The organism is Acinetobacter sp. V102_4, assembly GCF_031799005.1.
Classification (GTDB): domain Bacteria; phylum Pseudomonadota; class Gammaproteobacteria; order Pseudomonadales; family Moraxellaceae; genus Acinetobacter; species Acinetobacter calcoaceticus.
The window spans coordinates 126,673-147,660 of sequence record NZ_JAVQNR010000033.1 but is presented as its reverse complement, the minus strand read 5'-3'; the positions used below and the strand labels follow the sequence as shown (position 1 = coordinate 147,660).

General features: G+C 39.3%; 21 protein-coding genes. 8 read left to right on the top strand and 13 right to left on the bottom strand.

Annotated elements, in window-relative coordinates; translation table 11 throughout:
- Positions 1-3 precede the first annotated feature (3 nt).
- The 4 genes from RMB13_RS04475 to RMB13_RS04460 all read right to left on the bottom strand — a co-directional run bounded on the left by RMB13_RS04475 (position 4) and on the right by RMB13_RS04460 (position 5,404).
- Positions 4-1,209, bottom strand: coding sequence for an RtcB family protein (locus tag RMB13_RS04475; RefSeq protein WP_311084519.1), 1,206 nt, complete (start codon positions 1,207-1,209; stop codon positions 4-6).
- 277 nt (positions 1,210-1,486) lie between these two features.
- Complete coding sequence (locus RMB13_RS04470; RefSeq protein WP_005036258.1) at positions 1,487-2,947, bottom strand: amino acid permease; 1,461 nt, start codon at positions 2,945-2,947, stop codon at positions 1,487-1,489.
- A gap of 21 nt (positions 2,948-2,968) precedes the next feature.
- Positions 2,969-3,982, bottom strand: coding sequence for a class I SAM-dependent methyltransferase (locus RMB13_RS04465; protein ID WP_311084518.1), 1,014 nt, complete (start codon positions 3,980-3,982; stop codon positions 2,969-2,971).
- Positions 3,983-4,045: 63 nt separating this feature from the next.
- A complete protein-coding gene (locus tag RMB13_RS04460) occupies positions 4,046-5,404 on the bottom strand; it encodes a uracil-xanthine permease family protein (RefSeq protein WP_056483419.1) in 1,359 nt (452 codons plus the stop codon).
- A gap of 178 nt (positions 5,405-5,582) precedes the next feature.
- On the opposite strand from RMB13_RS04460, the gene typA reads away from it, so the two are divergent.
- From typA to RMB13_RS04445, 3 genes are all read left to right on the top strand, one after another.
- On the top strand, positions 5,583-7,418 hold the full coding sequence (typA, locus tag RMB13_RS04455) for a translational GTPase TypA (protein WP_005036264.1): 1,836 nt from the start codon (positions 5,583-5,585) through the stop codon (positions 7,416-7,418).
- Between the two features lie 255 nt (positions 7,419-7,673).
- Positions 7,674-8,105, top strand: coding sequence for a large conductance mechanosensitive channel protein MscL (mscL, locus tag RMB13_RS04450; protein ID WP_005036267.1), 432 nt, complete (start codon positions 7,674-7,676; stop codon positions 8,103-8,105).
- Positions 8,106-8,246: 141 nt separating this feature from the next.
- Complete coding sequence (locus RMB13_RS04445; protein WP_311084517.1) at positions 8,247-8,600, top strand: gamma-glutamylcyclotransferase family protein; 354 nt, start codon at positions 8,247-8,249, stop codon at positions 8,598-8,600.
- Between the two features lie 10 nt (positions 8,601-8,610).
- Here RMB13_RS04445 and RMB13_RS04440 read toward each other — a convergent pair whose 3' ends face one another.
- Entirely contained in the window at positions 8,611-8,901 is a 291-nt protein-coding gene (locus tag RMB13_RS04440) for a peptidylprolyl isomerase (RefSeq protein WP_003655265.1), read from the bottom strand.
- A gap of 18 nt (positions 8,902-8,919) precedes the next feature.
- On the bottom strand, positions 8,920-9,744 hold the full coding sequence (mutM, locus tag RMB13_RS04435; RefSeq protein ID WP_311084516.1) for a bifunctional DNA-formamidopyrimidine glycosylase/DNA-(apurinic or apyrimidinic site) lyase: 825 nt from the start codon (positions 9,742-9,744) through the stop codon (positions 8,920-8,922).
- Between the two features lie 76 nt (positions 9,745-9,820).
- Between mutM and RMB13_RS04430 the strand changes: the two genes are divergently transcribed.
- The 4 genes from RMB13_RS04430 (at position 9,821) to RMB13_RS04415 (ending at position 14,782) form a co-directional block, all read left to right on the top strand.
- Complete coding sequence (locus RMB13_RS04430) at positions 9,821-10,387, top strand: DNA-3-methyladenine glycosylase (RefSeq protein WP_311084515.1); 567 nt, start codon at positions 9,821-9,823, stop codon at positions 10,385-10,387.
- A gap of 133 nt (positions 10,388-10,520) precedes the next feature.
- Complete coding sequence (locus RMB13_RS04425; RefSeq protein ID WP_311084514.1) at positions 10,521-12,683, top strand: TonB-dependent receptor; 2,163 nt, start codon at positions 10,521-10,523, stop codon at positions 12,681-12,683.
- 9 nt (positions 12,684-12,692) lie between these two features.
- Entirely contained in the window at positions 12,693-13,802 is a 1,110-nt protein-coding gene (locus RMB13_RS04420; protein ID WP_311084513.1) for an NADH:flavin oxidoreductase/NADH oxidase, read from the top strand.
- Between the two features lie 56 nt (positions 13,803-13,858).
- Positions 13,859-14,782: an AEC family transporter gene (locus RMB13_RS04415; RefSeq protein WP_017389817.1), complete on the top strand. Its 924-nt coding sequence runs from the start codon at positions 13,859-13,861 to the stop codon at positions 14,780-14,782.
- Between the two features lie 34 nt (positions 14,783-14,816).
- Here RMB13_RS04415 and RMB13_RS04410 read toward each other — a convergent pair whose 3' ends face one another.
- The 4 genes from RMB13_RS04410 to RMB13_RS04395 all read right to left on the bottom strand — a co-directional run bounded on the left by RMB13_RS04410 (position 14,817) and on the right by RMB13_RS04395 (position 17,584).
- Entirely contained in the window at positions 14,817-15,641 is an 825-nt protein-coding gene (locus RMB13_RS04410; RefSeq protein WP_198079440.1) for a tetratricopeptide repeat protein, read from the bottom strand.
- 184 nt (positions 15,642-15,825) lie between these two features.
- Positions 15,826-16,536, bottom strand: coding sequence for a DsbC family protein (locus RMB13_RS04405; RefSeq protein WP_311084512.1), 711 nt, complete (start codon positions 16,534-16,536; stop codon positions 15,826-15,828).
- 149 nt (positions 16,537-16,685) lie between these two features.
- Positions 16,686-17,408, bottom strand: coding sequence for a folate-binding protein YgfZ (locus RMB13_RS04400; RefSeq protein ID WP_045435442.1), 723 nt, complete (start codon positions 17,406-17,408; stop codon positions 16,686-16,688).
- A gap of 59 nt (positions 17,409-17,467) precedes the next feature.
- The gene (locus RMB13_RS04395; RefSeq protein WP_311084511.1) at positions 17,468-17,584 is read right to left on the bottom strand and encodes a hypothetical protein; all 117 of its coding nucleotides are present in this window, start codon (positions 17,582-17,584) and stop codon (positions 17,468-17,470) included.
- 39 nt (positions 17,585-17,623) lie between these two features.
- On the opposite strand from RMB13_RS04395, the gene RMB13_RS04390 reads away from it, so the two are divergent.
- Positions 17,624-18,076: an SRPBCC family protein gene (locus tag RMB13_RS04390; protein WP_005050025.1), complete on the top strand. Its 453-nt coding sequence runs from the start codon at positions 17,624-17,626 to the stop codon at positions 18,074-18,076.
- A 48-nt stretch (positions 18,077-18,124) separates the two neighbouring features.
- Here RMB13_RS04390 and RMB13_RS04385 read toward each other — a convergent pair whose 3' ends face one another.
- Genes RMB13_RS04385 through rutF form a run of 3 tightly spaced genes read right to left on the bottom strand, consistent with a single transcriptional unit; the run spans position 18,125 to position 20,956 of the window.
- Positions 18,125-18,997, bottom strand: coding sequence for an NAD(P)-dependent oxidoreductase (locus RMB13_RS04385; protein WP_311084510.1), 873 nt, complete (start codon positions 18,995-18,997; stop codon positions 18,125-18,127).
- Between the two features lie 15 nt (positions 18,998-19,012).
- The gene (gene rutG, locus RMB13_RS04380; protein WP_311084509.1) at positions 19,013-20,365 is read right to left on the bottom strand and encodes a pyrimidine utilization transport protein G; all 1,353 of its coding nucleotides are present in this window, start codon (positions 20,363-20,365) and stop codon (positions 19,013-19,015) included.
- Positions 20,366-20,395: 30 nt separating this feature from the next.
- Complete coding sequence (gene rutF, locus RMB13_RS04375) at positions 20,396-20,956, bottom strand: NADH-dependent FMN reductase RutF (RefSeq protein WP_209831965.1); 561 nt, start codon at positions 20,954-20,956, stop codon at positions 20,396-20,398.
- Positions 20,957-20,988 lie beyond the last annotated feature (32 nt).

Here is a 20,988-nt window from a genome sequence, read left to right as displayed (position 1 = left end):
ATTTTAACCTTTAATACATAAAACTTGTTTAAGTGTGTGGACAACTTCAATGAGGTCAGCCTGATTTGCCATGACTTCATCAATATCCTTATAAGCACTTGGGATTTCATCGATCACACCACTGTCTTTACGGCATTCAATACCTTGGGTTTGTTCAATAAGGTCTTGCTGGTTAAAAAGGTTTTTCGCCTTGCTTCGACTCATCTTACGACCTGCTCCATGAGAACAAGAACAAAATGACTCAGCGTTTGCTTTACCTCTAACGATATAAGATCTTGCTCCCATTGAACCTGGGATAATGCCTAACTCATCTAAACCAGCACGAATTGCGCCTTTTCGGGTAATCAATAAATTTTCACCAAAATGTGTTTCACGGCTTACATAGTTATGGTGACAATTAATTGCTTCTTTTGTCATTTGAAAAGAGGGTAGAAGAGGGCGAATTGCTTCTAATATTAATCGCATCATTTCTTTGCGATTTTCAAAAGCATATTCTTGAGCCCATTCTACCGCTTCCACATAATCATCGAAACTTTTTGAGCCTTCGGCAAAATAACTCAAATCTTTATCAGGTACATGACCAAAACGATGCTGAGCCTCTTTCTTGGCTAACTCAATAAAATAAGTGCCAATAACGTTACCAAGCCCTCTACTACCCGAATGCAGCATGATCCATACGTCTTGATTTTCATCAATACAGAGCTCGATAAAGTGGTTGCCGCCACCTAAAGTGCCCAATTGTTTTTGCCATGTCGCATCAAATTGTCGAAGCATCCGGACAAGACCAGGATGCTTTTTGATAATCGGCTCTAAGCTTTTTTCAAGTGGAATAATGCTTGAAGCTTTTGCCTTGATTTGTTTATGTAAGGCAAATCCAACGGGGACTTTACGCTCAATAGCATCTCGTAAACGACTTAAACTATCTGGCAATTGAGAAGCCTTTAGACTTAAACGAATTGCATTCATTCCACAGCCAATATCTACGCCTACAGCAGCAGGAATAATGGCATGTTTAGTCGGAATAACACTTCCTACAGTCGCACCTTTTCCGACGTGAACATCTGGCATGACTGCAATATGAGAATAGATAAATTGCAGTTGAGCCATTTTCTTAAGTTGTTCAATACTTTCACTATCTATATCTTGAGTGAAAATTTTAACGGGAACACCATACAGTGCCTCCTCGTTTAATATTTTTTGTATGCCCATAATTTTTCTCTTATTTTTGTCCGAGCAGGCATAAAAAAAACCTAGCGAATGCTAGGTCTTAAATTTGAGCATTCGGACAAGTGAAGTGAATTTGTACACTTGTCCGTGAGCTGACATCGTGCCAAATCATTTAGTCTGTTTTACCTTGTACTGTTGGCATGATGTCCTCCTTATTTAAAAGTGCCGTTGAAAATCTGAACGGAATTGTACGCTTTTTAAATCAAAGATCAAGTTTTTGATCTTTGATTAACTTTAAATTACCTATTAGAACCGACTTTTAATCTTGTTCAGGTTTGACGTTCATCTGATCATAAGGGATCAGTTTAGTTTTATTTTTCCACTTATAGCCTAACCAGATAATTAAAAACAATGGCAAGCTAATATAGGTTGAAAGTAAGCCTAACCAGTCAATTTTTCCACCTAAAATGGCTTGATAGTTTTGTCCCAAAATAATGATTGAACATAGGATAAATGCAAACCAAGGTGCAAATGGGAAAAATTTGGCACGGTATGCTAAATCTTCTAATTTATATCCTTGAGCAATATAACCTTTGCGGAAACGGTAGTGCGAAATAGCAATTCCTAACCAAACAATAAAACCGCACATACCTGACATATTGAGTAGCCAGTTAAATACTTGTTTTTCACCAATAAAAGTCGTCAAGAAACAAAATGCAGCGATAAATGTTGTGGCATATAGTGCATTCATTGGAACGCCACGACCATCAAGTTTTGCAAACCACCTTGGAGCACGGCCTTCTTGAGCCATTTTAAACAACATACGGGTTGAAGAATACATGCCCGAATTACCTGCAGATAAAATAGCGGTAAGAATGACAGCATTCATTAAACCAGCAGCAAACGCAAAGCCAACTCTTTCATAGAGTAAGGTAAATGGAGAAAGCGCAATATTTTCAGTGGTAGCAGCTTGCAACAAATTTGGGTCATCATAGGCAATGAGAGTGCCGATAATGAAAATACATAAGATATAAAACAGTAAGATTCGCCAGAAAATCTGTTTGATTGCAAGTGGAATCGTCTTCTTTGGATCTTTTGATTCACCAGCAGCAACGCCAACCATCTCAGTTCCTTGGAAAGAGAATCCGGCAATCATTGCAACACCAATCATGGCCTGTAAACCACCTACAAAAGGTGCTTCTTTATAGGTCCAGTTTCCAAAAGCTGCGACACCTGGAGTTAGCATAATCTTAATGATCATGGCTAAACCAATGATAATAAAGGCAACGATGGCGATCACTTTTACCATTGAGAACCAGAATTCGCTTTCGCCGAATCCCTTTACAGTCATTGCATTAATCATAAAGATAACGACAAGGAACAGGGCACTCCAATAGAATCCTGGTATATCAGGGAACCAGAATTTCATAATAAACTGAACTGCAACAAGTTCGAATGCAACCGTAATTGCCCAGTTGTACCAGTAGTTCCAGCCTAGAGCGAAACCAAAGCCCTCTTCGACATAGCGACTGCCGTATGTAAAAAAAGCACCAGAAGTTGGGGTGTGGGTTGCAAGCTCACCTAAGCTGGTCATTAAGAAGTAAATCATAATACCAATGAGAGAGTAGGCGAGTAGCGCTCCACCCGGACCAGCATTTGCAATGGTTGATCCAGAAGCAAGGAAGAGGCCTGTACCAATGGAACCACCAATGGCGATCATATTCAGATGACGAGCCCCAAGCTTACGCTGGAGTTTTTCAGGAGCATGTGTTTCGCTCATGGAGATTCCTTACATAGTTTGTTATGCACAGGCATATAACACCTTAAAGCCTTGAAGATCAGTTTTAATCTGGCACTGACCAAAGTGCTTCTCAATTAAGATCGGATAGTTTAAAAAACGGTTTGCTACAATCCATAGCTCACCTGATGCCTTTAAATGTTTTTTAGCGTTTTGGCAGAGTCCTTCACTTGCATCATAGTTGGTATGAATACCTTGATGGAAAGGGGGATTACTGACAATGGCATCGAGTTCTGTTGGAGCGTCTGCAATACCTATAACAGGCTGCAATCTCAACTGGTCTGAACCTATTCCATTTCGACTAAAAGTCATTTCCGTTGACCGTAAAGCGAAAGCATCAATATCTAGGGCATGAATAATATTACTTGAATTTATTTTTGCCAAATAGCAACTGATAATTCCAGCACCACACCCGAAGTCGGCAATTCTACCTGATTTCACCTGATTAAGATAAGGGAGTAAAACAGCAGTTCCGACATCTAGATGATTTTGGCTAAAGACACCGGGTAGGGCGCAAATCGTAAGCTCTTGTTCATTCACATGAACAGTATAAGTTTTAAGCCATTTTTCCAGAGGTTTAATCTGTTCTGTTTTCTCAATCTTTAAGTGCCACAATTGACAGTGGCGGGCACTATCAAGTTTTAGTACTTTGCCGAAATTTTGTAATTGTTTGGCCGCTCTTTCTACGCCACCCTTTTTTTCACCGACTAAAAAAACAGCTTGATCGGTTTTAAGATGACTCATCACTACATGCAATATGTAATTCAAGAGCTCTTTAGATTTTGGAACAAAAATGATTGCTTGGTCGAATTCTTGTGATGGAAACTCAACTGAGAAGTGCGCTTCTGTTCCATTATTTATAAATCCCTGATAGTCGGCATGGTTCCATGTCCAGACTGACGCATCAGTCCCAGCGGGTAATTGACTGACTAAGGCATCATTCGGTGCATTAATTAACAAGATTCTACCTTTTAAATAGTCTTGCTGTCTTAATACCACTTCACTTCTAGGATCCATGTACATCTCTCATGAAGAAGAATGCCCAGTGGGAGCTGGGCAGTAATCAAGATTAAAAGTTAGTTATTTATGCGTTTCAGGAAGTACAACATTTAAAATCAATGCTGCTATACCACCTGTCGCCACGCCAGAGCTAAAAATATTTTTAAATAATTCTGGAAGGTGTTCTAAAATTTGAGGAACTTGAGCAACACCTAAACCTAATGCAAGTGAGATGGCAATAATTAATAAAGCTCGGCGATCAAGGTGAACTGAAGAAAGAATATTAATACCAGATGCAGCCACTGCACCGAACATTACCATAACAGCGCCACCTAATACTGCTTGAGGAACTGCTTGTATCACACCAGCTACCGCAGGAAATAGACCTAATAAAATCAGTAAAATGGCAATCCAGATACCTACATAGCGGCTAGCAACCCCAGTGAGTTGAATTACACCATTATTTTGAGCGAAAACAGAACTAGGGAAAGTGTTAAATAATCCTGCCAATAAAGAGTTTGCACCATTAACTAACACGCCACCTTTAATACGTTGCATCCATACTGGGCCATTAACAGGTTGGTTGGAAAGTTTACTAGTTGCTGTCACATCACCAATTGCTTCTAAAGAGGTCACCAAGTAAATGAATGCCATTGGAATGAACAATCCCCAAGAAAAGCTCAAACCAAAGTGCATTGGTGTTGGAATTTGTACGAGTGGCGCATCTTTAATACCAGAGAAATCTAGATGTCCCATAAATCCAGCAAGAATGTAACCACTCACTAAAGCGATTAAAATAGCTGAACTTTTAATCCAAACCACTCGAATACGATTTAGAACAACAATAATGGCAAGTACGGTACATGACATAATAAGGTTGTCTGCACTTGCAAAAGTATGATCTTGCATGGCTTGGTAGCCACCACCCATACTAATCAAGCCTTCTTTAATAAGTGTTAAGCCAATTAATAGAACAACAATACCAGTCACCAAAGGAGTAATTAGTCTTTTTACCCATGGAAGAATTTGCGAAACACCCATTTCAATGAAGGAACCTGCAATGACCACACCAAATATTGCAGCCATGACTTGGTTTACAGGTGTTCCTGCGGCAACCATTGCACTACCAATCCCAATAATAGGACCAATAAAGTTAAAGCTTGTGCCTTGAACAATAAGAAGACCGGCACCAAATGGACCAACTTTTTTACATTGTAAAAATGTAGCAATGCCCGAAATCACCAAAGACATCGATAAAATCATGTTAGTTTCAGTGCGTGAAACACCTAAAGCTAAACAAATTAAAAGGCCAGGCGTAACAATTGGTACAATAATCGCAAGCAAATGTTGAAAAGCTGCTAAAAAAGCTATCAACGGTTTTGGCCGATCATTTAAGCCATAAACAAGGTCTAAATGGTCTTGGGAATGTTGACTGGACATGGGTGTAGGTACGCCGCAATTTCGCAAATTGGCGCTATTCTAATCGAGATAACTATCTTTACAAAACGAAATACAGGCTATTAGAAATTTTTTTTGTCAATGTCAATAAACTGTCACTACTCAAGAGTAGTGTTTTTCTGTATAATTTGCCCTCAAATTTCAGGCGTTTCGAATTTTCATGTCAGATATCAAAAATCTCCGTAATATCGCAATTATTGCGCACGTCGACCACGGGAAAACCACACTTGTCGATAAACTTCTTCAGCAATCAGGTGCTCTCGGTGACCGAGCAGGCGAGATTGAGCGTGTCATGGACTCGAACGCGCTTGAAAGTGAACGTGGTATTACCATTCTTGCAAAGAACACTTCTATTACTTGGTTAGATAAGCGTACTGATACAACTTACCGTATCAACATCGTTGACACCCCGGGACACGCCGACTTCGGTGGTGAAGTAGAACGTGTATTGTCGATGGTTGACTGCGTATTACTGCTCGTTGATGCTCAAGAAGGTCCAATGCCACAAACTCGCTTTGTAACTCAAAAAGCGTTTGCTCGTGGTTTAAAACCAATTGTTATTATTAACAAAGTTGACAAGCCAAGTGCACGTCCAGACTGGGTTATCGATCAAGTATTTGATTTATTTGATAACCTTGGTGCAACTGATGAACAATTGGATTTCCCAATCGTTTATGCATCAGGTTTACGTGGTGTTGCAGGTCCTGCACCTGAAGAACTTGCAGAAGACATGACGCCGTTGTTTGAAACGATTGTAGACATCGTTGAACCACCAGCAGTTGATGCTGACGGTCCATTCCAAATGCAGATTTCTTCACTTGACTATAACAGCTTCGTAGGTGTTATCGGTGTTGGTCGTATTCAACGTGGTTCAGTAAAATTAAATACTCCTGTTACTGTAATTGACAAAGAAGGCAATACACGTAACGGTCGTATCTTAAAAATCATGGGTTACCATGGTTTAGAGCGTATTGATGTTGATTCAGCATCTGCTGGTGATATCGTATGTATTACTGGTATTGATGCGCTTAACATTTCTGACACGATTTGTGATCCGAAAAATGTTGAAGCATTGCCAGCTTTATCTGTAGATGAACCTACAGTATCTATGACATTCCAAGTAAACAACTCTCCGTTTGCTGGTAAAGAAGGTAAGTTCGTAACTTCACGTAATATCCGTGAACGTCTAGATCGCGAATTAATCCATAACGTAGCTTTACGTGTTGAAGATACTGACAGTCCAGACCGTTTCAAAGTATCTGGTCGTGGTGAACTTCATCTTTCAGTTTTAATTGAAAACATGCGTCGTGAAGGTTTCGAAATGGGCGTGTCACGTCCACAAGTAATCATGAAAGAAATCGACGGTGAAAAACAAGAGCCTTACGAAAACGTAACTTTTGACGTTGAAGAACAGCATCAAGGTTCTGTTATGGAACAAATGGGCTTCCGTAAAGGCGAAATGACCAATATGGAAGTTGACGGTAAAGGCCGTATCCGTATTGAAGCAACTGTGCCTTCACGTGGTTTGATCGGTTTCCGTTCTGAATTCTTGACCATGACTTCTGGTACAGGGATCATGACATCAAGCTTCTCGCATTATGGTCCAGCAAAAGCTGGTACTGTTGCGAAACGTCAAAATGGTGTATTGATTTCAATGGTTCAAGGTACTTGCTTGGGCTATGCATTATTTACACTTCAAGACCGTGGTCGTTTATTCGCGAAGCCACAGTTAGAAGTATATGAAGGCATGATCATCGGTATTAACTCTCGTTCAGATGACATGGTTGTTAACCCAACTAAAGCGAAACAGTTAACTAACGTTCGTGCATCTGGTACTGATGAAGCATTAACTTTAACACCTGCAATGGAATACACGCTTGAACAAGCGCTTGAATTCATTGAAGATGATGAATTAGTTGAAGTTACTCCAAAGTCAATTCGTATCCGTAAGCGTTACTTGACTGAAAATGAACGTAAACGTAACCGTGATAAATAATTTTTCTTAAGTGAAAAAGAAAAAACCGCTAAATTAATTTAGCGGTTTTTTTAATCGTTATATTTGCAATTAAACTAAGCTTAAAATCATATTTTTCTTCTCAGTTAATATGTTGTTAAAGTGTGAAATAACTTTCTTTTTTTGATAAAAATATTAAATTATCAATATCATGGCGAGTACTATCTAAATGGATAAGATGCCAATGAAAAAGAAAAATATAACGTGTTTTAACCCCCGACATCTGGAGATGTTTAGATGAGTATTATTCAAGAATTTAAAGAATTTGCCGTGAAAGGCAATATGATGGATTTAGCCATTGGTGTGATTATTGGTGGTGCTTTTGGCAAAATCGTAGACTCTTTAGTAAAAGATATTATCATGCCGCTTATCACTGTAATTACGGGTGGTGGTGTTGATTTTTCGCAGAAATTCATTGTTCTAGGAGCAAATCCTGCCAATCTGCAATCTTTAGATGCTTTGCAAAAAGCAGGTATCAATGTTTTAACCTATGGTAATTTCCTCACCATTTTAATCAACTTTATTATTTTGGCTTGGGTTGTGTTCTTAATGGTGAAATTATTAAACAGACTTCGCCGTGATAAGAATGAACCAGAAGCTCCAGCTGCAACTCCTGAAGATATTCAATTATTGCGTGAAATTCGTGATGAGTTGAAAAAGCAAGCTTAACAATCTTCTGAATTAATAAAAAACGGTACTAAAGGTGCCGTTTTTTATTACTAAGTATTTTATGTTGGACTAAAGATATTGATAAAATTGAAAGGTTACCGATAAGTTCAACTACACATATTGTAAAAGGGGTATAAATAAATGAATCAGCTTTTTGTGTATGGAACCTTATGCCCAAATAAAGCAAATGCTCATATTTTAGAGCAGATTGGCGGTAACTGGATAAAAGCCAGTGTGCGTGGTGTGATTCATATTTTAGATTGGGGACCCGACAAAGGCTTAAAAGCAATTGTTTTAGACGAAAAAGCCGATTGGGTAGAGGGTTATCTGTTTAGCACAGAAAAACTGGCAGAAAACTGGCAGATGCTTGATGATTTTGAAGGTTTTCAATATCAACGTGTCATAGCAGATGTGAAGCTTGAGTCGGGTGAACAGATCAAAGCTTGGACATATCAACTGAATGCGCAGGCTCAAGCTTCTGAAAACCACAATTAAAATAATGGAATCAACGTAAGCTACTCATTCTGAATTTAACTTCTAAAAGATGATAACCAAATTGGCTTTTTATTGGTCCTTGTAGTACACGCTCAGCGGCTGTAAATACCACTTTATCAATCACTGGTACCAGCTGTCCTTTTTTGACCTCGCCTAATTCACCACCGCGTTTTGCTGAATTACAAGTTGAATATTGCTTGGCAAGTTTGGCAAAGTCAGCACCACTTTGTAGCTTCTTTTTTAACTGTTCGGCTAAGTCTTTATCTTTGACCAGAATATGTCGGACGATTGCTGTTTGCATTATGACTTCCTCTGAAAATTAGAGCTTATTGGGCTTTTTGAGGGGTTGGCACTCTGGGCAAAATACACTTGCACGTTGTCCAAGTTTCAAGTTTTCTAATGTGGTTTCACAGTTAACACACATCTGTCCGGCACGTCCATACGCTAAAAGGGTCTGTTGGAAATAACCATTTTCACCCATGGCATTGCTGTAATCACGTAAGGTCGAACCGCCCAAATCAATCGCCGATTTTAAAATCCGTTTGATTTCGATCACCAGTTTCTCGATTTGTTCAAGGCTTAGGTCCGCAGCAGGTTGTGCGGGATGGATCCCGACATTGAATAAACTTTCAGTTGCATAAATATTGCCAACACCAACCACAACATGATTATCCATAAGTGCAATTTTTGTGCCGACAGATTTATTTTTAAGTTTTGAAGCTAAATATTCTGCATTAAAGTCGGTACTTAAAGGCTCGGGCCCTAAAGTATCAATCAACTTCCCTTGTGTTTCAGAGTTTAGCCAGAGAATGCAGCCAAAGCGACGCGGGTCATGATAACGTAACTCATGTTCCTCAAAGCGAATGATGAAGTGATCATGTTTTCTAAGCTCATCATTTGGCTGACACAAGCGGAAGCTGCCTGACATTCCTAAATGCCAGAGCATTTGATCTTGCTCAAACTCTGCCAAGATATATTTTGAGCGTCGATTTAATCCAATAAGATGTTGCCCAACAAGTTTTTGAACATCATCTGGTATTGCCCAGCGTAAGCTAGGATTGCGTACTTCTACACTTTGAACTTTTTGATTCAATAAGGGAAATAAACTGGTTTTAGTTGTTTCGACTTCGGGTAACTCAGGCATCGCCAACTCGCAGAATTAACAGATATACTGGAATAATCAAGTATATCGTGTGGTATGTAATATTTCAGAGATTACTATGTCAGATATTTTACCATTAAGCTGGTTTCAACGTGAAACTTCACAGGTTGCTCATGATTTAATCGGATGCGTGTTATGTAAGCGACAAGCTGATGGACACGTCATTCGATGTACGATTACCGAAACCGAAGCTTATTTAGGAATTCGAGACAAAGCTTGCCATAGCTACAATGATAAACGTACAGCTCGAACAGACGTGATGTATGGTTTAGGTGGCACGATTTATGTCTATTTAATTTATGGCATGTATGAAATGCTCAACCTCATTACTCAGACAGAAGGTATCCCTGAAGGGGTAATGATTCGTTCTGCATTTTTGAATGGTGCTTCAACCAAAAAAGAATATAAGCTTTTAGCTGGACCCGGCAAACTCACACGATATTTAGGAATTGATCGAAGTTTAAAAGGTCAAGCTCTAGGAGAGGAATCTGGACTGTGGATTGAAGCAGCATCCACTCAGCCTGAAGTGGTGATGACACCACGTATCGGAATTGATTATGCCGAAGAGGCAAAAGATTGGCCTGAACGATATTGCTGGAAAGACCATCCCTCTTTAAGTCGTTAATTAAAGTAGGTAGTAAAGTCTTTGATAGTGATTAAGTGTGTTCCAGATTTAAAACAATGCAGAGCAAATTCTATATCCAGACAAGACACTGCTTTTTGTTATCATAACTACAATATAAATAAAGGAAATAAGCATGTCCTTATTACGCTTAGACCGACTTCATTACTGTATTTTGATGAGTATGGGCTGTATTTCTAGCCCACTCGTTTGGGCAGATGACTTAGCTCAAGACATTACGGTATTGCCAACTTTACATGTGGAAGCAACGCGTACCGATACAACCTATTTGCAAACACCAGCTTCAGTTTTTAGAGTTGATGCGCCTCAACTCGATACTTCTTCACAAGTAAATTTAACTGAAGTTGTAAAAGGCATACCGAGTTTACAGATTCGTAATCGTGAAAATTATGCACAAGATTTACAGCTCTCCATGCGTGGTTTTGGTGCACGTTCTACTTTTGGTGTTCGAGGTATTCGCCTGTATGTTGATGGGATTCCAGCAACGATGCCAGATGGACAAGGTCAAACCTCTAATATCGATTTAAGTAGTCTGGACCATGTTGAAGTTCTAACAGGACCTTTCTCTTCACTTTACGGAAACTCATCTGGTGGGACGATTTTAACGTCTACTAAAGAAGGGCAAGGGAAAGACTCGATTGAGCTGAGTTATTCGGGCGGAAGTCATGATAAAAGCAGAGCTGGACTTGTGTTACAAGGTGGAGCAAAGGGTACGAATGAACCAAGTTATGTTATTAGTTCATCATACTTCGATACCGATGGTTACCGAGAACATAGCGGTGCAGAGAAAGTATTAAACAATGCAAAACTCAGTTGGAATCTTGATGATGGCAGCAAAATTAACTGGGCGACCAACTATGTCAAAATCCATGCAGATGATCCACAAGGCTTATCATATGCACAGTGGAAAGCTAATCCTAAACAGGTTAATGACGCGGAAAATATTTATAAAGTTCGTAAAGACATTGAGCAAACCCAAACGGGTGTGACTTGGTCTAAACCGATTAATGATAAAAATGAACTCTATGTCATGGCATATTTAGGCAATCGCCAAGTTACTCAATATCAATCTATTCCTATGTCGACTCAAGAGGCTAACAATAATCAGGCTGGTGGAGTCATTGATTTTGAACGTATTTATTATGGTACTGATCTTCGTTGGACAGGCAAAGAGTTACTTCCCAATACGACTGTAAGTGTCGGTGTTGCACTCGATGCAATGGATGAAGATCGTAAAGGTTTTGAAAACTTTAATTTGGTAAATGGTCAACCTTCTTATGGCGTCAAAGGTAATTTACGCCGTGATGAAGATAATACTTTGTGGAATATTGACCCTTATTTACAAGCTTCATGGCAGTTCTTACCCACATGGCGTTTAGATACGGGCGTACGCTATAGCAGTGTCCATTACAAATCTAAAGATAACTATTTAAGTAATGGCGACGATAGTGGCAAGACTGATTACAGTAAAGTTTTACCTTCTGTTGCGTTAAGCTGGCAAATTTTACCTGAACTCATGGCATATATGAGTTATGCCAAAGGATTTGAAACGCCAACTTTTACTGAGATGGCATACCGTCGAGATGGGGAAAGTGGTTTTAATTTTGATTTAACAGCATCAACAAGCGATACCTATGAAACAGGCTTAAAATCACAAAACCGTTTAGGTGATTTTACTTTGGCAGTTTTCCAAACTAAAACCAAAGATGACATTGTTTCTGCAGGGAATTCTAATGGTCGTTCAACGTTCCGTAATGCAGATAAAACTTTACGTGAAGGTGTAGAGTTTACATGGAATAAAAAGTTGTGGCGAGATTTAACTGCTACCGCTAGTTATGCCTATTTAGATGCAACCTTTGATGCTGATATTCCAGCCTCAGGAAGTATTGCTCAAATTCCATCAGGCAATGCGATACCGGGTATTGCTAAAAATCAGGCTTATGCATCTTTGGCTTGGCAACCTACGCACGGTCTATATGGTGGTGTAGATGTACAGTATATGGATAAAGTATACGTGAATGATACCAACAGTGACGCAGCGCCAAGCTACAGTGTAACCTCAGCTAATGTTGGTTATGCATGGGTGGTGAATGATTGGAAAATAATTAGTTTTGCTCGTGTAGATAATCTTTTTGATAAAAACTATGCGGGATCAGTGATTGTAAATGACAGCACACAAATCAAAGTAAACGGTCAGATGGTACCTGCTAAACGCTACTTTGAGCCAGCGGATGGACGTAACTGGAGTGCAGGTTTACGTGTAATTAAGCAATTCTAGGAATTAAAAATGGCAAAATTATTTGAAACGGTTAACTTTGGTTCACTACAACTGGTCAATAGAATTGTAATTGCCCCAATGTGCCAATATTCGGCAACAGATGACGGTGAAGTGACCTATTGGCACGAACAGCAATGGGCAAATTATGCATTATCTGGTGCAGGGCTTTGTATAGTAGAGGCGACTGCTGTACAAGCTGAGGGGCGTATTAGTTATGCTGACCTTGGACTTTGGAATGATCAGCAACGTGACCAAATCAAAACGTTATTGGGTAAGGTTAGAACACTTTCACCCATGCCATTTGGAATTCAGTTAGCACATGCCGGTCGTAAGGCTTCTACTGAAAAACCATGGTTAGGCAAAGGGCAAATTCCAAAAGATCAGCCACATGGTTGGCAAACGGTTGCTCCAAGTGAAAGTACCTTTTCTGTTCATGATGCTGCACCGCATGCTTTAACCATTGCTGAGATTAAACAAGTTCAACAAGACTTTGCAGCAGCAGCAAAACGTGCCGTAGAAGCTGGCTTTGAGTTAATCGAAGTTCACGCTGCGCATGGTTACTTATTACATCAATTCTTATCGCCAATTGCGAATCAGCGTACAGATGAATATGGCGGTTCTTTAGAAAACCGTATGCGCATGACACTTGAGGTTCTTCAGGCAATTAAATTGGCTGTTCCTGCTGGTTATCCAGTTGGAGTTAGATTGTCTGCGACCGACTGGTTGGACGGTGTAGAACACTGGGATATCGAATCTACCGTTGGTTTATCAAAAGCTTTAGAGCAGTTGGGCGCAGCCTATGTGCATGTGTCTAGTGGTGGTTTACACGAACATCAATCTATTAAGATTGGCGCTGGTTATCAGGTTCCATTTGCTGAACAAGTGAAAAAACATGTGTCTATTCCCGTCATTGCTGTAGGGCTAATTACCGAACCTGAACAAGCAGAAAGTATCCTTACTTCGCATCAGGCCGATGCAATTGGTCTTGCTCGTGCCATGTTATATGACCCAAGATGGCCTTGGCATGCAGCAGCAGCTTTAGGCGCGGAAGTTAAAATAGCACCTCAATATTTACGTTGCCAACCTCACGGGGTAAAACAGCTTTTTAATTCTTTTTAACTGTATCGGGCAAAGTCATCTTTGCCCGTTTTTCTTTAGATGAGTGAGGTCGTTCGGTGGTTTTTCAGGTTATTTTGCCTATCTTGATATTGCTATTGATGGGCTATGTTTGTGTTCTCATCAAATTGGTAACGCCTGAACAGATCCGGGCACTTAGCGCATTTGTGATTAAAATTTCTTTGCCAGCTTTTTTAATTCATTCTTTAGCAAATAAAAACTTACAAGACATTTGGCATCCTGCTTATTTTGTTGCTTATGGCGGTGGCTCTTTAATTTTATTTTTCTTAGCTTTTATTCTTTATCGAAAATATTTTAAAAATAGTTTAACCCATAGCGCCGTAATTGCGATGGGCGCTTCGATGTCCAATACTGGGTTCATGGGAACTGCTATTTTGACTATGTTGATTGGCAACCATGCAGCAATCTATATTTCTTTAACACTAATCATTGAAAATTTATTGATTGTGGCACTCATGCTGATTTTGGCCGAAGCTGGCTTACATCAACAACAGAATCTTTTACCGCTTTTAAAACAAACCTTTTTGAATTTACTCAAGAATCCAGTGATTATCGCTATTTTGGTTGGGATGGGATGCATTCTTTTAGATGTTAACCTTCCTACGACTCTTGATCAGTCTTTAGAGTTACTTGGGCGCACGGCATCACCTTTGGCTTTGTTTGCAATTGGGGGAAGCTTAGTTGGGATTGGAATTACAACAGTAAACATGCAAAGTGTTTTGTTGGCGACATTTAAAGTTATCCTGATGCCATCTGTCATTTTCGCACTCTTTTTAATCACTCCAGATGTAAGCCGTGAAATGCTTTACGCTGGAACATTAATTGCTGCTTTACCGATGCCAATTGCTTTTGGAATTTTTGGACAAGCATATGGTCTAAATGAAAAGGCCTTAACACCTTTAATGATTAGTACAGTTGTTGGTTTTATTGGGGTGAGCGGACTTATTGCTTTGTGGTGGTAAATTAAAAAGCCCCTTGCGGGGCTTAAATTATTCACTATTTTTTGGGGGCTGGCTGTGCAGGAGCCGTGGCTGGTTGTTTACTTTTTTCTGCAATAATTTTATCAACCGAAGCTAAAGATTCTCTAGCATTGGGAACATTTTGGTTAGCTAACTCAGTAAAAATCTTTTTAGCCTGTGGCAAATTTTGTGGAATGATATTGCCATTGGCCATCATAGTCGCTAAAGCCATAGAAGCTGGTGCATAACCTTTTTGTGCAATTGATTGTAAGGACTCAATACCTTGACGTTTCATGAGTGGGTTTTTATTGTCCACACCTTGGCTAATATCATAAAGCGCTTTGACCTGAATCGCAGGGTAGTTGCCCTTTCTAATTAAAGGCGCTAACTTTTGCAGAGCAATTTGATGTGATTGCGGTTTTTTCTGAGCAAATAAAATCGTAGCAATTTTTACAGTCGCATCATCAGAACCTTGAGCCGATGCTTTTTGAATATATTGACTGAATTTATTACTATCTTTGGCAACGCCTAGTTCACCTGTCTCATAGATTTGAGCGAGTGTATAACTCGCTTGGGCATAACCTTTATTTGAGGCATCTTCATAATACTTAAGGGCTTTAGAAGAATCTTTTGCTGTTCCTTGCCCAGTTTGGGTCATATAGCCTAAGTTATAGATGGCTTGAGCATTACCCGTTTGAGCTAGGCGTTGCATTTCCTGAAATGCAGCTGGGTAATTTTTTGCTGCATAGAGTTGTTCAGCTTGTTTAAAAGCATCTGTTTTAGCAGCAGTCGTAGTGTTATCTGCCGCAAAAATTGATGCACTTGAAAGGGTGATTAGGCTTGCGATTAGTAATTTCTTCATTTCTTTTTAACCTTTTACTTCGTAGCTACATCATTCCGTTGATGTATTAAATAGTTTCAAGTTCTCATCATAAATCTTGAACGCTGAAAGTAAACAGCCGATTTGTATATAAAGCACTGCACTTTGGGCAAATTGTGGAGAAAAAATACCCACTCATGTAATTAAACCAGAGTGGGTAAGATTCTTATTTTGCTGACTTGAGTAATGCTTCAATTTGTTTAGCATCACTTGGTACACCCGAAATTCTTTGACCATCTTGTAAGAACAGGGTGGGTGTTCCATCAATATTTAATTTATTACCTAAAGCTATGTTTTTCTGGATTGGTGTCGAACAGTTTTTGCTGGTCGTAGGTAGCTTGCGGTTAAGCATATAGTTGGTCCATGCCTCTGCCGGATTCTTTGAACACCAGATTTGATTTGAAACTTTTTCGGCGTTCGGATGCAGACTGGTAAGAGGGTAAAGGAAGACATATACCGTTACGTTGTCTACTCCAACCATATTTTGTTCTAAGTGTTGGCAATATGGGCAGTCAGGATCGCTAAAGATATAGATGGTGCGCTCGCCTTTTCCTTTTACATATTTAATCGCTTGATTAAGCGGTAAGCTTTTAACATCAATCTTACCCAATTCGGCAATTCGTTCATCAGTCATATTTTTTTGTTGTTTAATGTCTACTAGATTACCTACAAAAAAATATTTGGCATCTTGGTTGGTATAAACAATACGACCGCTTGTATACACTTCATAAATGCCTTGTACAGGAGATTGATAAACACCCTTTACAGGCAAATCGGGATAATTTGTCTTAAGATTTTGTTCAAGTGTTTTAACATCAGCATGAGCAGAACCGAAAATAGCCAAACTCAACATGAGTGTAGCAAGTTTAGTCTTCATCTTTTTTCTCTTTAATTTCAACAGGGTTAATGATGGCATATAAAACTTAAAAAATTGACGTTCTAATTTAATGAATTCATTAGTATTTTGTATCTATAAAAAAGCCCACAAGTTTATAGGTGGGCTTTCCAACTTAAGCAAATAATGAGTTATTGTGGTCTGGCAACATCACCGCTTAAGGCTTCAGGTAAATCAAGAACTTGAAGGCCTAGCTCTTCTAGAGCAGCAGGTTTAGCCACAACTAAAGCAAGATAACCTTCCTCATTTGCAACACTATTGACGACTTCAATATCGTTATGGAGTTGAGCTTTCGCCGCAGGTGCTTCACCTGTACCTTGCACTAGATGTAACCAGTGTTTTGGTTTTGCTTTAAACCAAAGGCGCGCCACAATTTCCTGACCTAGGTAACAGCCCTTATCGTAATTAACGCCTTCGCGTTGGTGCAAACGTAATTCTTGAGGTTGAAACTCGTGTTCTGTTGCCTGCGTAATCCAAGCTTGGCCAGTCATGATTGCTTGTTTTTGCCATTCAGAAATATCAGTTTCTAGTGCAGAAAACTCAGTCTGATGACCAGAGATTTTTGGAAAAGCAGGACCTTGTTCACTCAAGGTCATTTTCGAAAAAGCACCAAATTTTTTAATATGTTTGGCAAACTCTTCTGCTTGATCTTGAGCAACTACGATTTCAAAACTTTCAGCATTAATCTTTTTTAACCACAAGCCAAAGTGGATACGACCTTTAAGATCACAGATGGCTGTATAGCGTGTTTCATTTTCAGCTAAACGTTCAGTATCTACAGTAACTTGGCCTTGTAAAAACTTTTGTGCATCTACACCGTTTAAAGCATATGAGGAGAAAGCGAGCAGACTCATGATTAATCTCAAATTCAATATGTTTCTTTATGATTGCCGACTATTTTGCTCCATTTTTACTAAAAAATCAGCCATAGTTTTCGTAATTTGATTTTGCATAAAAGATAGTTTTTTTGTTTAAAAAAACACCAAAAATATACGTTCGGATGAATCCGCAGGTTTAAGCTAATAAACATAATTTCGATAATTCAAAGGAAATTAAAATAAGGAGAATAATGATGGCAACAGGTACAGTGAAATTTCATCGAGTGTTTAAGGCACCAGCAGAGCGTGTTTATCGTGCATTTTTAGATCCAGACGCTTTAGTAAAGTGGTTACCACCTCATGGTTTTACCGCAAAGGTTCATAGTTTTGATTCAAGTGTGGGTGGCTCATACAAAATGAGTTTTACCAATTTTTCGACAGGTTCAACACATGCTTTTGGTGGAACCTATGTTGAATTAGTTCCAAATGAATTAATTCGCTATAACGACCAATTTGATGACCCTAATTTACCCGGGACTATGCAGGTCACCATTACATTAAAAACGGTATTGGTAGGTACAGAAGTACATATTACTCAAGAAGGAATACCAGAAGTTATTCCTGTGGAAGCCTGCTACTTAGGGTGGCAAGAATCTTTATCTTTACTTACCTTATTAGTTGAAGCTGAAATTCCAGATCAATAAAATTACTCTACTTTTCTTATGAAAAAGAGTAGGTCGTACGACCTACTCTTAACATAGCTCTAGTTGGTTTTTTTGTTCCAATATTTTAACTATGGCTGAAAAATCGACTTGTTGTGCATCGATTTTGGAAATCTGATTAAACTGTTGCTGAATAAGACTAAAAGTTGGAAGTTCTAAATTATTTTGAGTAACGAGATTTAGTGCAATTCCAATATCCTTTTGTAATAAATCTAATGCAAAAGTTTTTTCAAATTTGCGATTTAAAACACGTTGCATCATGATGTGTTCTGAAACATTACTTTTGCCACTAGAGTGGTTAATACAGTTCATTGCGGAATGTAAATTTACGCCTTGAGATTTAAGGATACTTAATCCCTCTGCCAACGCCCAAAGATGTGTTGCCATTAATGTGTTATTGATGGCTTTTACTGCAAAGGCAGCACCACTTCCGCCGACATATTCAACTAAATTAGCAAATGCTTGAATGATGGGTTTTGCTCTTTTAAAAGCAGACTCATCGCCTCCAACCATTACCGTAAGTGTTCCTCGTTCAGCTCCAATCGTTTGACCTGAAACTGGTGCATCTAAATAATCAACTTTATTTAATTTGAGCTGTTGGCTGAGTTTCCTTGCAGTCTCTGGCACACCGCTAGTGCAATCTACCCAAATACAGCCTTGTTTTAGTTGAGAATCCGCAATTAAATTTTCTACATCTTGGCTAGTAGGTAGGCATGAAAAGATAATATCTGCTTGTAGAGCTTGTGTCAGGTCTACAGCCTGCGTACCAAAGGTTTGTTCATGTTGCTTTGCTTTAGCAAAAGTACGATTCCAAACATAGACTTGGCTACATACTTGGGTTAAATGGGAAGCCATGTGCCATCCCATTGCCCCTAAACCGATAAATGAAACACTTTGAATCAAGGAGTTTCTCCAGAATTAGAGATGTGGGACAGAATTAAGCGGTTCTACCGATTTTTCAATAGATTGACTTTCGGATTTTTCCATTCTGTTGAGTAATAGGTTAAGAACAATTGCTGCAAGTGTCGCAGTTCCAATACCTCCTAGGTCAAATGGCCCAATATGTAGACTTAAATTGCCAGCACCCATAATGAGACTGACTGCTGCAATAATTAAAGTACTATTTTTGGTGAAATCAACTTTGTTATCGATCCAAATTTTTGCTCCAGCAACAGTAATTAAGCCAAAGACAACAATGGACGCACCGCCTAATAGAGCAACAGGGATGGTACTAATGATTGCTCCAAATTTAGGGGAGAGGCCGAGTAGAATTGCAAATAATCCCGCAACCACAAAAATAGTCGTTGAATAGACTTTAGTTACAGCCATCACACCTATATTTTCAGCATAAGTCGTCATACCTGTGCCACCAACAGAAGCTGATAAACTTGTACAGATACCATCTGCAAAAAAAGCACGACCCATATATGGCGATAAATTACGTTCTGTCATGGCAGAAACTGCTTTAAAATGTCCTAAGTTTTCAGCGACTAAAATAAGCGCAACAGGTGCAATCAATAAAATAGCTTTGGCATTAAAAACAGGTGAGTGAAAAGTTGGTAGGCCAAACCATGCAGCTTGACTGATCGCATTAAAATCGATGGGTTTGCCTAATCCTAAGATATTGGTGAGTAGAAAATAAATAAAATAAGCACTGATGAGCCCGATGAGTAATAGAAGGCGGCGAATCATACCTCTGGTAAAAACGGCAACAGCACTAATGCATAAAATGGTAATTACAGCCATCCACGTGTCAAAGCTATTTGTCGAAACGCTTTTGATTGTTACAGGTGCAAGGTTTAAACCAATAATCATGACAATTGCACCAGTGACCACGGGTGGCATGAGTTTTTCAATCCATGCGGTTCCAGTTTTCATGACAATTAAACCGATGCATGCATAAATCAAACCACAAATGATTGTGCCACCAAGTGCCACAGCTAAATTTGGATTTAATCCAACGCCTGCATAGCCTGTGGCTGCAGCAACTGCGCCAATAAAAGCGAAGCTTGATCCAAGATAGCTCGGCATACGCCCACCTGTAATTAAAAAGAACAAGATGGTGCCAATACCAGTAATAAAAATGGTGAGGTTCGGATCAAAGCCCATGAGTAACGGAGCTAAAACAGTCGCTCCGAACATAGCAAAAGCATGTTGTAACCCCAAAACAATACTTTTACCGGGAGGGAGATATTCATCAATTTGTACGGGAGTTTCTAAATTACCTGCGTGCGGTTTAAATTTAGGAAACCAAGATTCTTTTGTTCGCATAACAGATCCTCTTTTTCATTTTTATCTGCATTAGCATGCTATTTGTAATTCGCAATAACTGCGGTTGAAGTACATAAGTGCATTAAGTCCACTTTGGTGTTTCATTGCTTTGACTGCACAAAATAAGACATCATGACTACCGATACTCATGCTTTGTACAATTTCACAATCAAATGACACCAAGGCCTCATTCAAAATCGGAGAACCAGTGATTAGCTTGCTCCATTCCCCCTGAGCAAAGCGTTCTGGCATTGGCGTTTTCCCGCCAAATATTGTAGATAGCGTACTTTGATGGGCAGCTAAAGTATTGACGCAAAGCACCTCATTTTGTTTAAAAGTATTAAAAACTGATGCTGAGCGGTTGAGACAAACCAATAGTGTCGGTGGTGTATCGGTTACGCTGCATACAGCGGATGCTGTGAAACCTGCTTGTCCCGCAGGCCCATCCGTCGTGATGACATTCACTGCTGCTCCAAGATTTGCCATGCCTTGTCTAAAAGTGTGCTGATCTACTTCTAGGTGTGTGGAACATGGATGAGTCTGTTGAACAACGGATGGAGTTAAAACCTGTTTCTCTTCTCTTTTTTGCATGATTGCTCTCCAACCCCAATGCATAATCTTTA

Coding starts and splice junctions, on each gene's coding strand:
- RMB13_RS04475 (WP_311084519.1), bottom strand. CDS start 1,209: ATGGGCATACAAAAAATATTAAACGAGGAGGCACTGTATGGTGTTCCC.
- RMB13_RS04470 (WP_005036258.1), bottom strand. CDS start 2,947: ATGAGCGAAACACATGCTCCTGAAAAACTCCAGCGTAAGCTTGGGGCT.
- RMB13_RS04465 (WP_311084518.1), bottom strand. CDS start 3,982: ATGGATCCTAGAAGTGAAGTGGTATTAAGACAGCAAGACTATTTAAAA.
- RMB13_RS04460 (WP_056483419.1), bottom strand. CDS start 5,404: ATGTCCAGTCAACATTCCCAAGACCATTTAGACCTTGTTTATGGCTTA.
- typA (WP_005036264.1), top strand. CDS start 5,583: ATGTCAGATATCAAAAATCTCCGTAATATCGCAATTATTGCGCACGTC.
- mscL (WP_005036267.1), top strand. CDS start 7,674: ATGAGTATTATTCAAGAATTTAAAGAATTTGCCGTGAAAGGCAATATG.
- RMB13_RS04445 (WP_311084517.1), top strand. CDS start 8,247: ATGAATCAGCTTTTTGTGTATGGAACCTTATGCCCAAATAAAGCAAAT.
- RMB13_RS04440 (WP_003655265.1), bottom strand. CDS start 8,901: ATGCAAACAGCAATCGTCCGACATATTCTGGTCAAAGATAAAGACTTA.
- mutM (WP_311084516.1), bottom strand. CDS start 9,744: ATGCCTGAGTTACCCGAAGTCGAAACAACTAAAACCAGTTTATTTCCC.
- RMB13_RS04430 (WP_311084515.1), top strand. CDS start 9,821: ATGTCAGATATTTTACCATTAAGCTGGTTTCAACGTGAAACTTCACAG.
- RMB13_RS04425 (WP_311084514.1), top strand. CDS start 10,521: ATGTCCTTATTACGCTTAGACCGACTTCATTACTGTATTTTGATGAGT.
- RMB13_RS04420 (WP_311084513.1), top strand. CDS start 12,693: ATGGCAAAATTATTTGAAACGGTTAACTTTGGTTCACTACAACTGGTC.
- RMB13_RS04410 (WP_198079440.1), bottom strand. CDS start 15,641: ATGAAGAAATTACTAATCGCAAGCCTAATCACCCTTTCAAGTGCATCA.
- RMB13_RS04405 (WP_311084512.1), bottom strand. CDS start 16,536: ATGAAGACTAAACTTGCTACACTCATGTTGAGTTTGGCTATTTTCGGT.
- RMB13_RS04400 (WP_045435442.1), bottom strand. CDS start 17,408: ATGAGTCTGCTCGCTTTCTCCTCATATGCTTTAAACGGTGTAGATGCA.
- RMB13_RS04395 (WP_311084511.1), bottom strand. CDS start 17,584: ATGTTTATTAGCTTAAACCTGCGGATTCATCCGAACGTATATTTTTGG.
- RMB13_RS04390 (WP_005050025.1), top strand. CDS start 17,624: ATGATGGCAACAGGTACAGTGAAATTTCATCGAGTGTTTAAGGCACCA.
- rutG (WP_311084509.1), bottom strand. CDS start 20,365: ATGCGAACAAAAGAATCTTGGTTTCCTAAATTTAAACCGCACGCAGGT.
- rutF (WP_209831965.1), bottom strand. CDS start 20,956: ATGCAAAAAAGAGAAGAGAAACAGGTTTTAACTCCATCCGTTGTTCAA.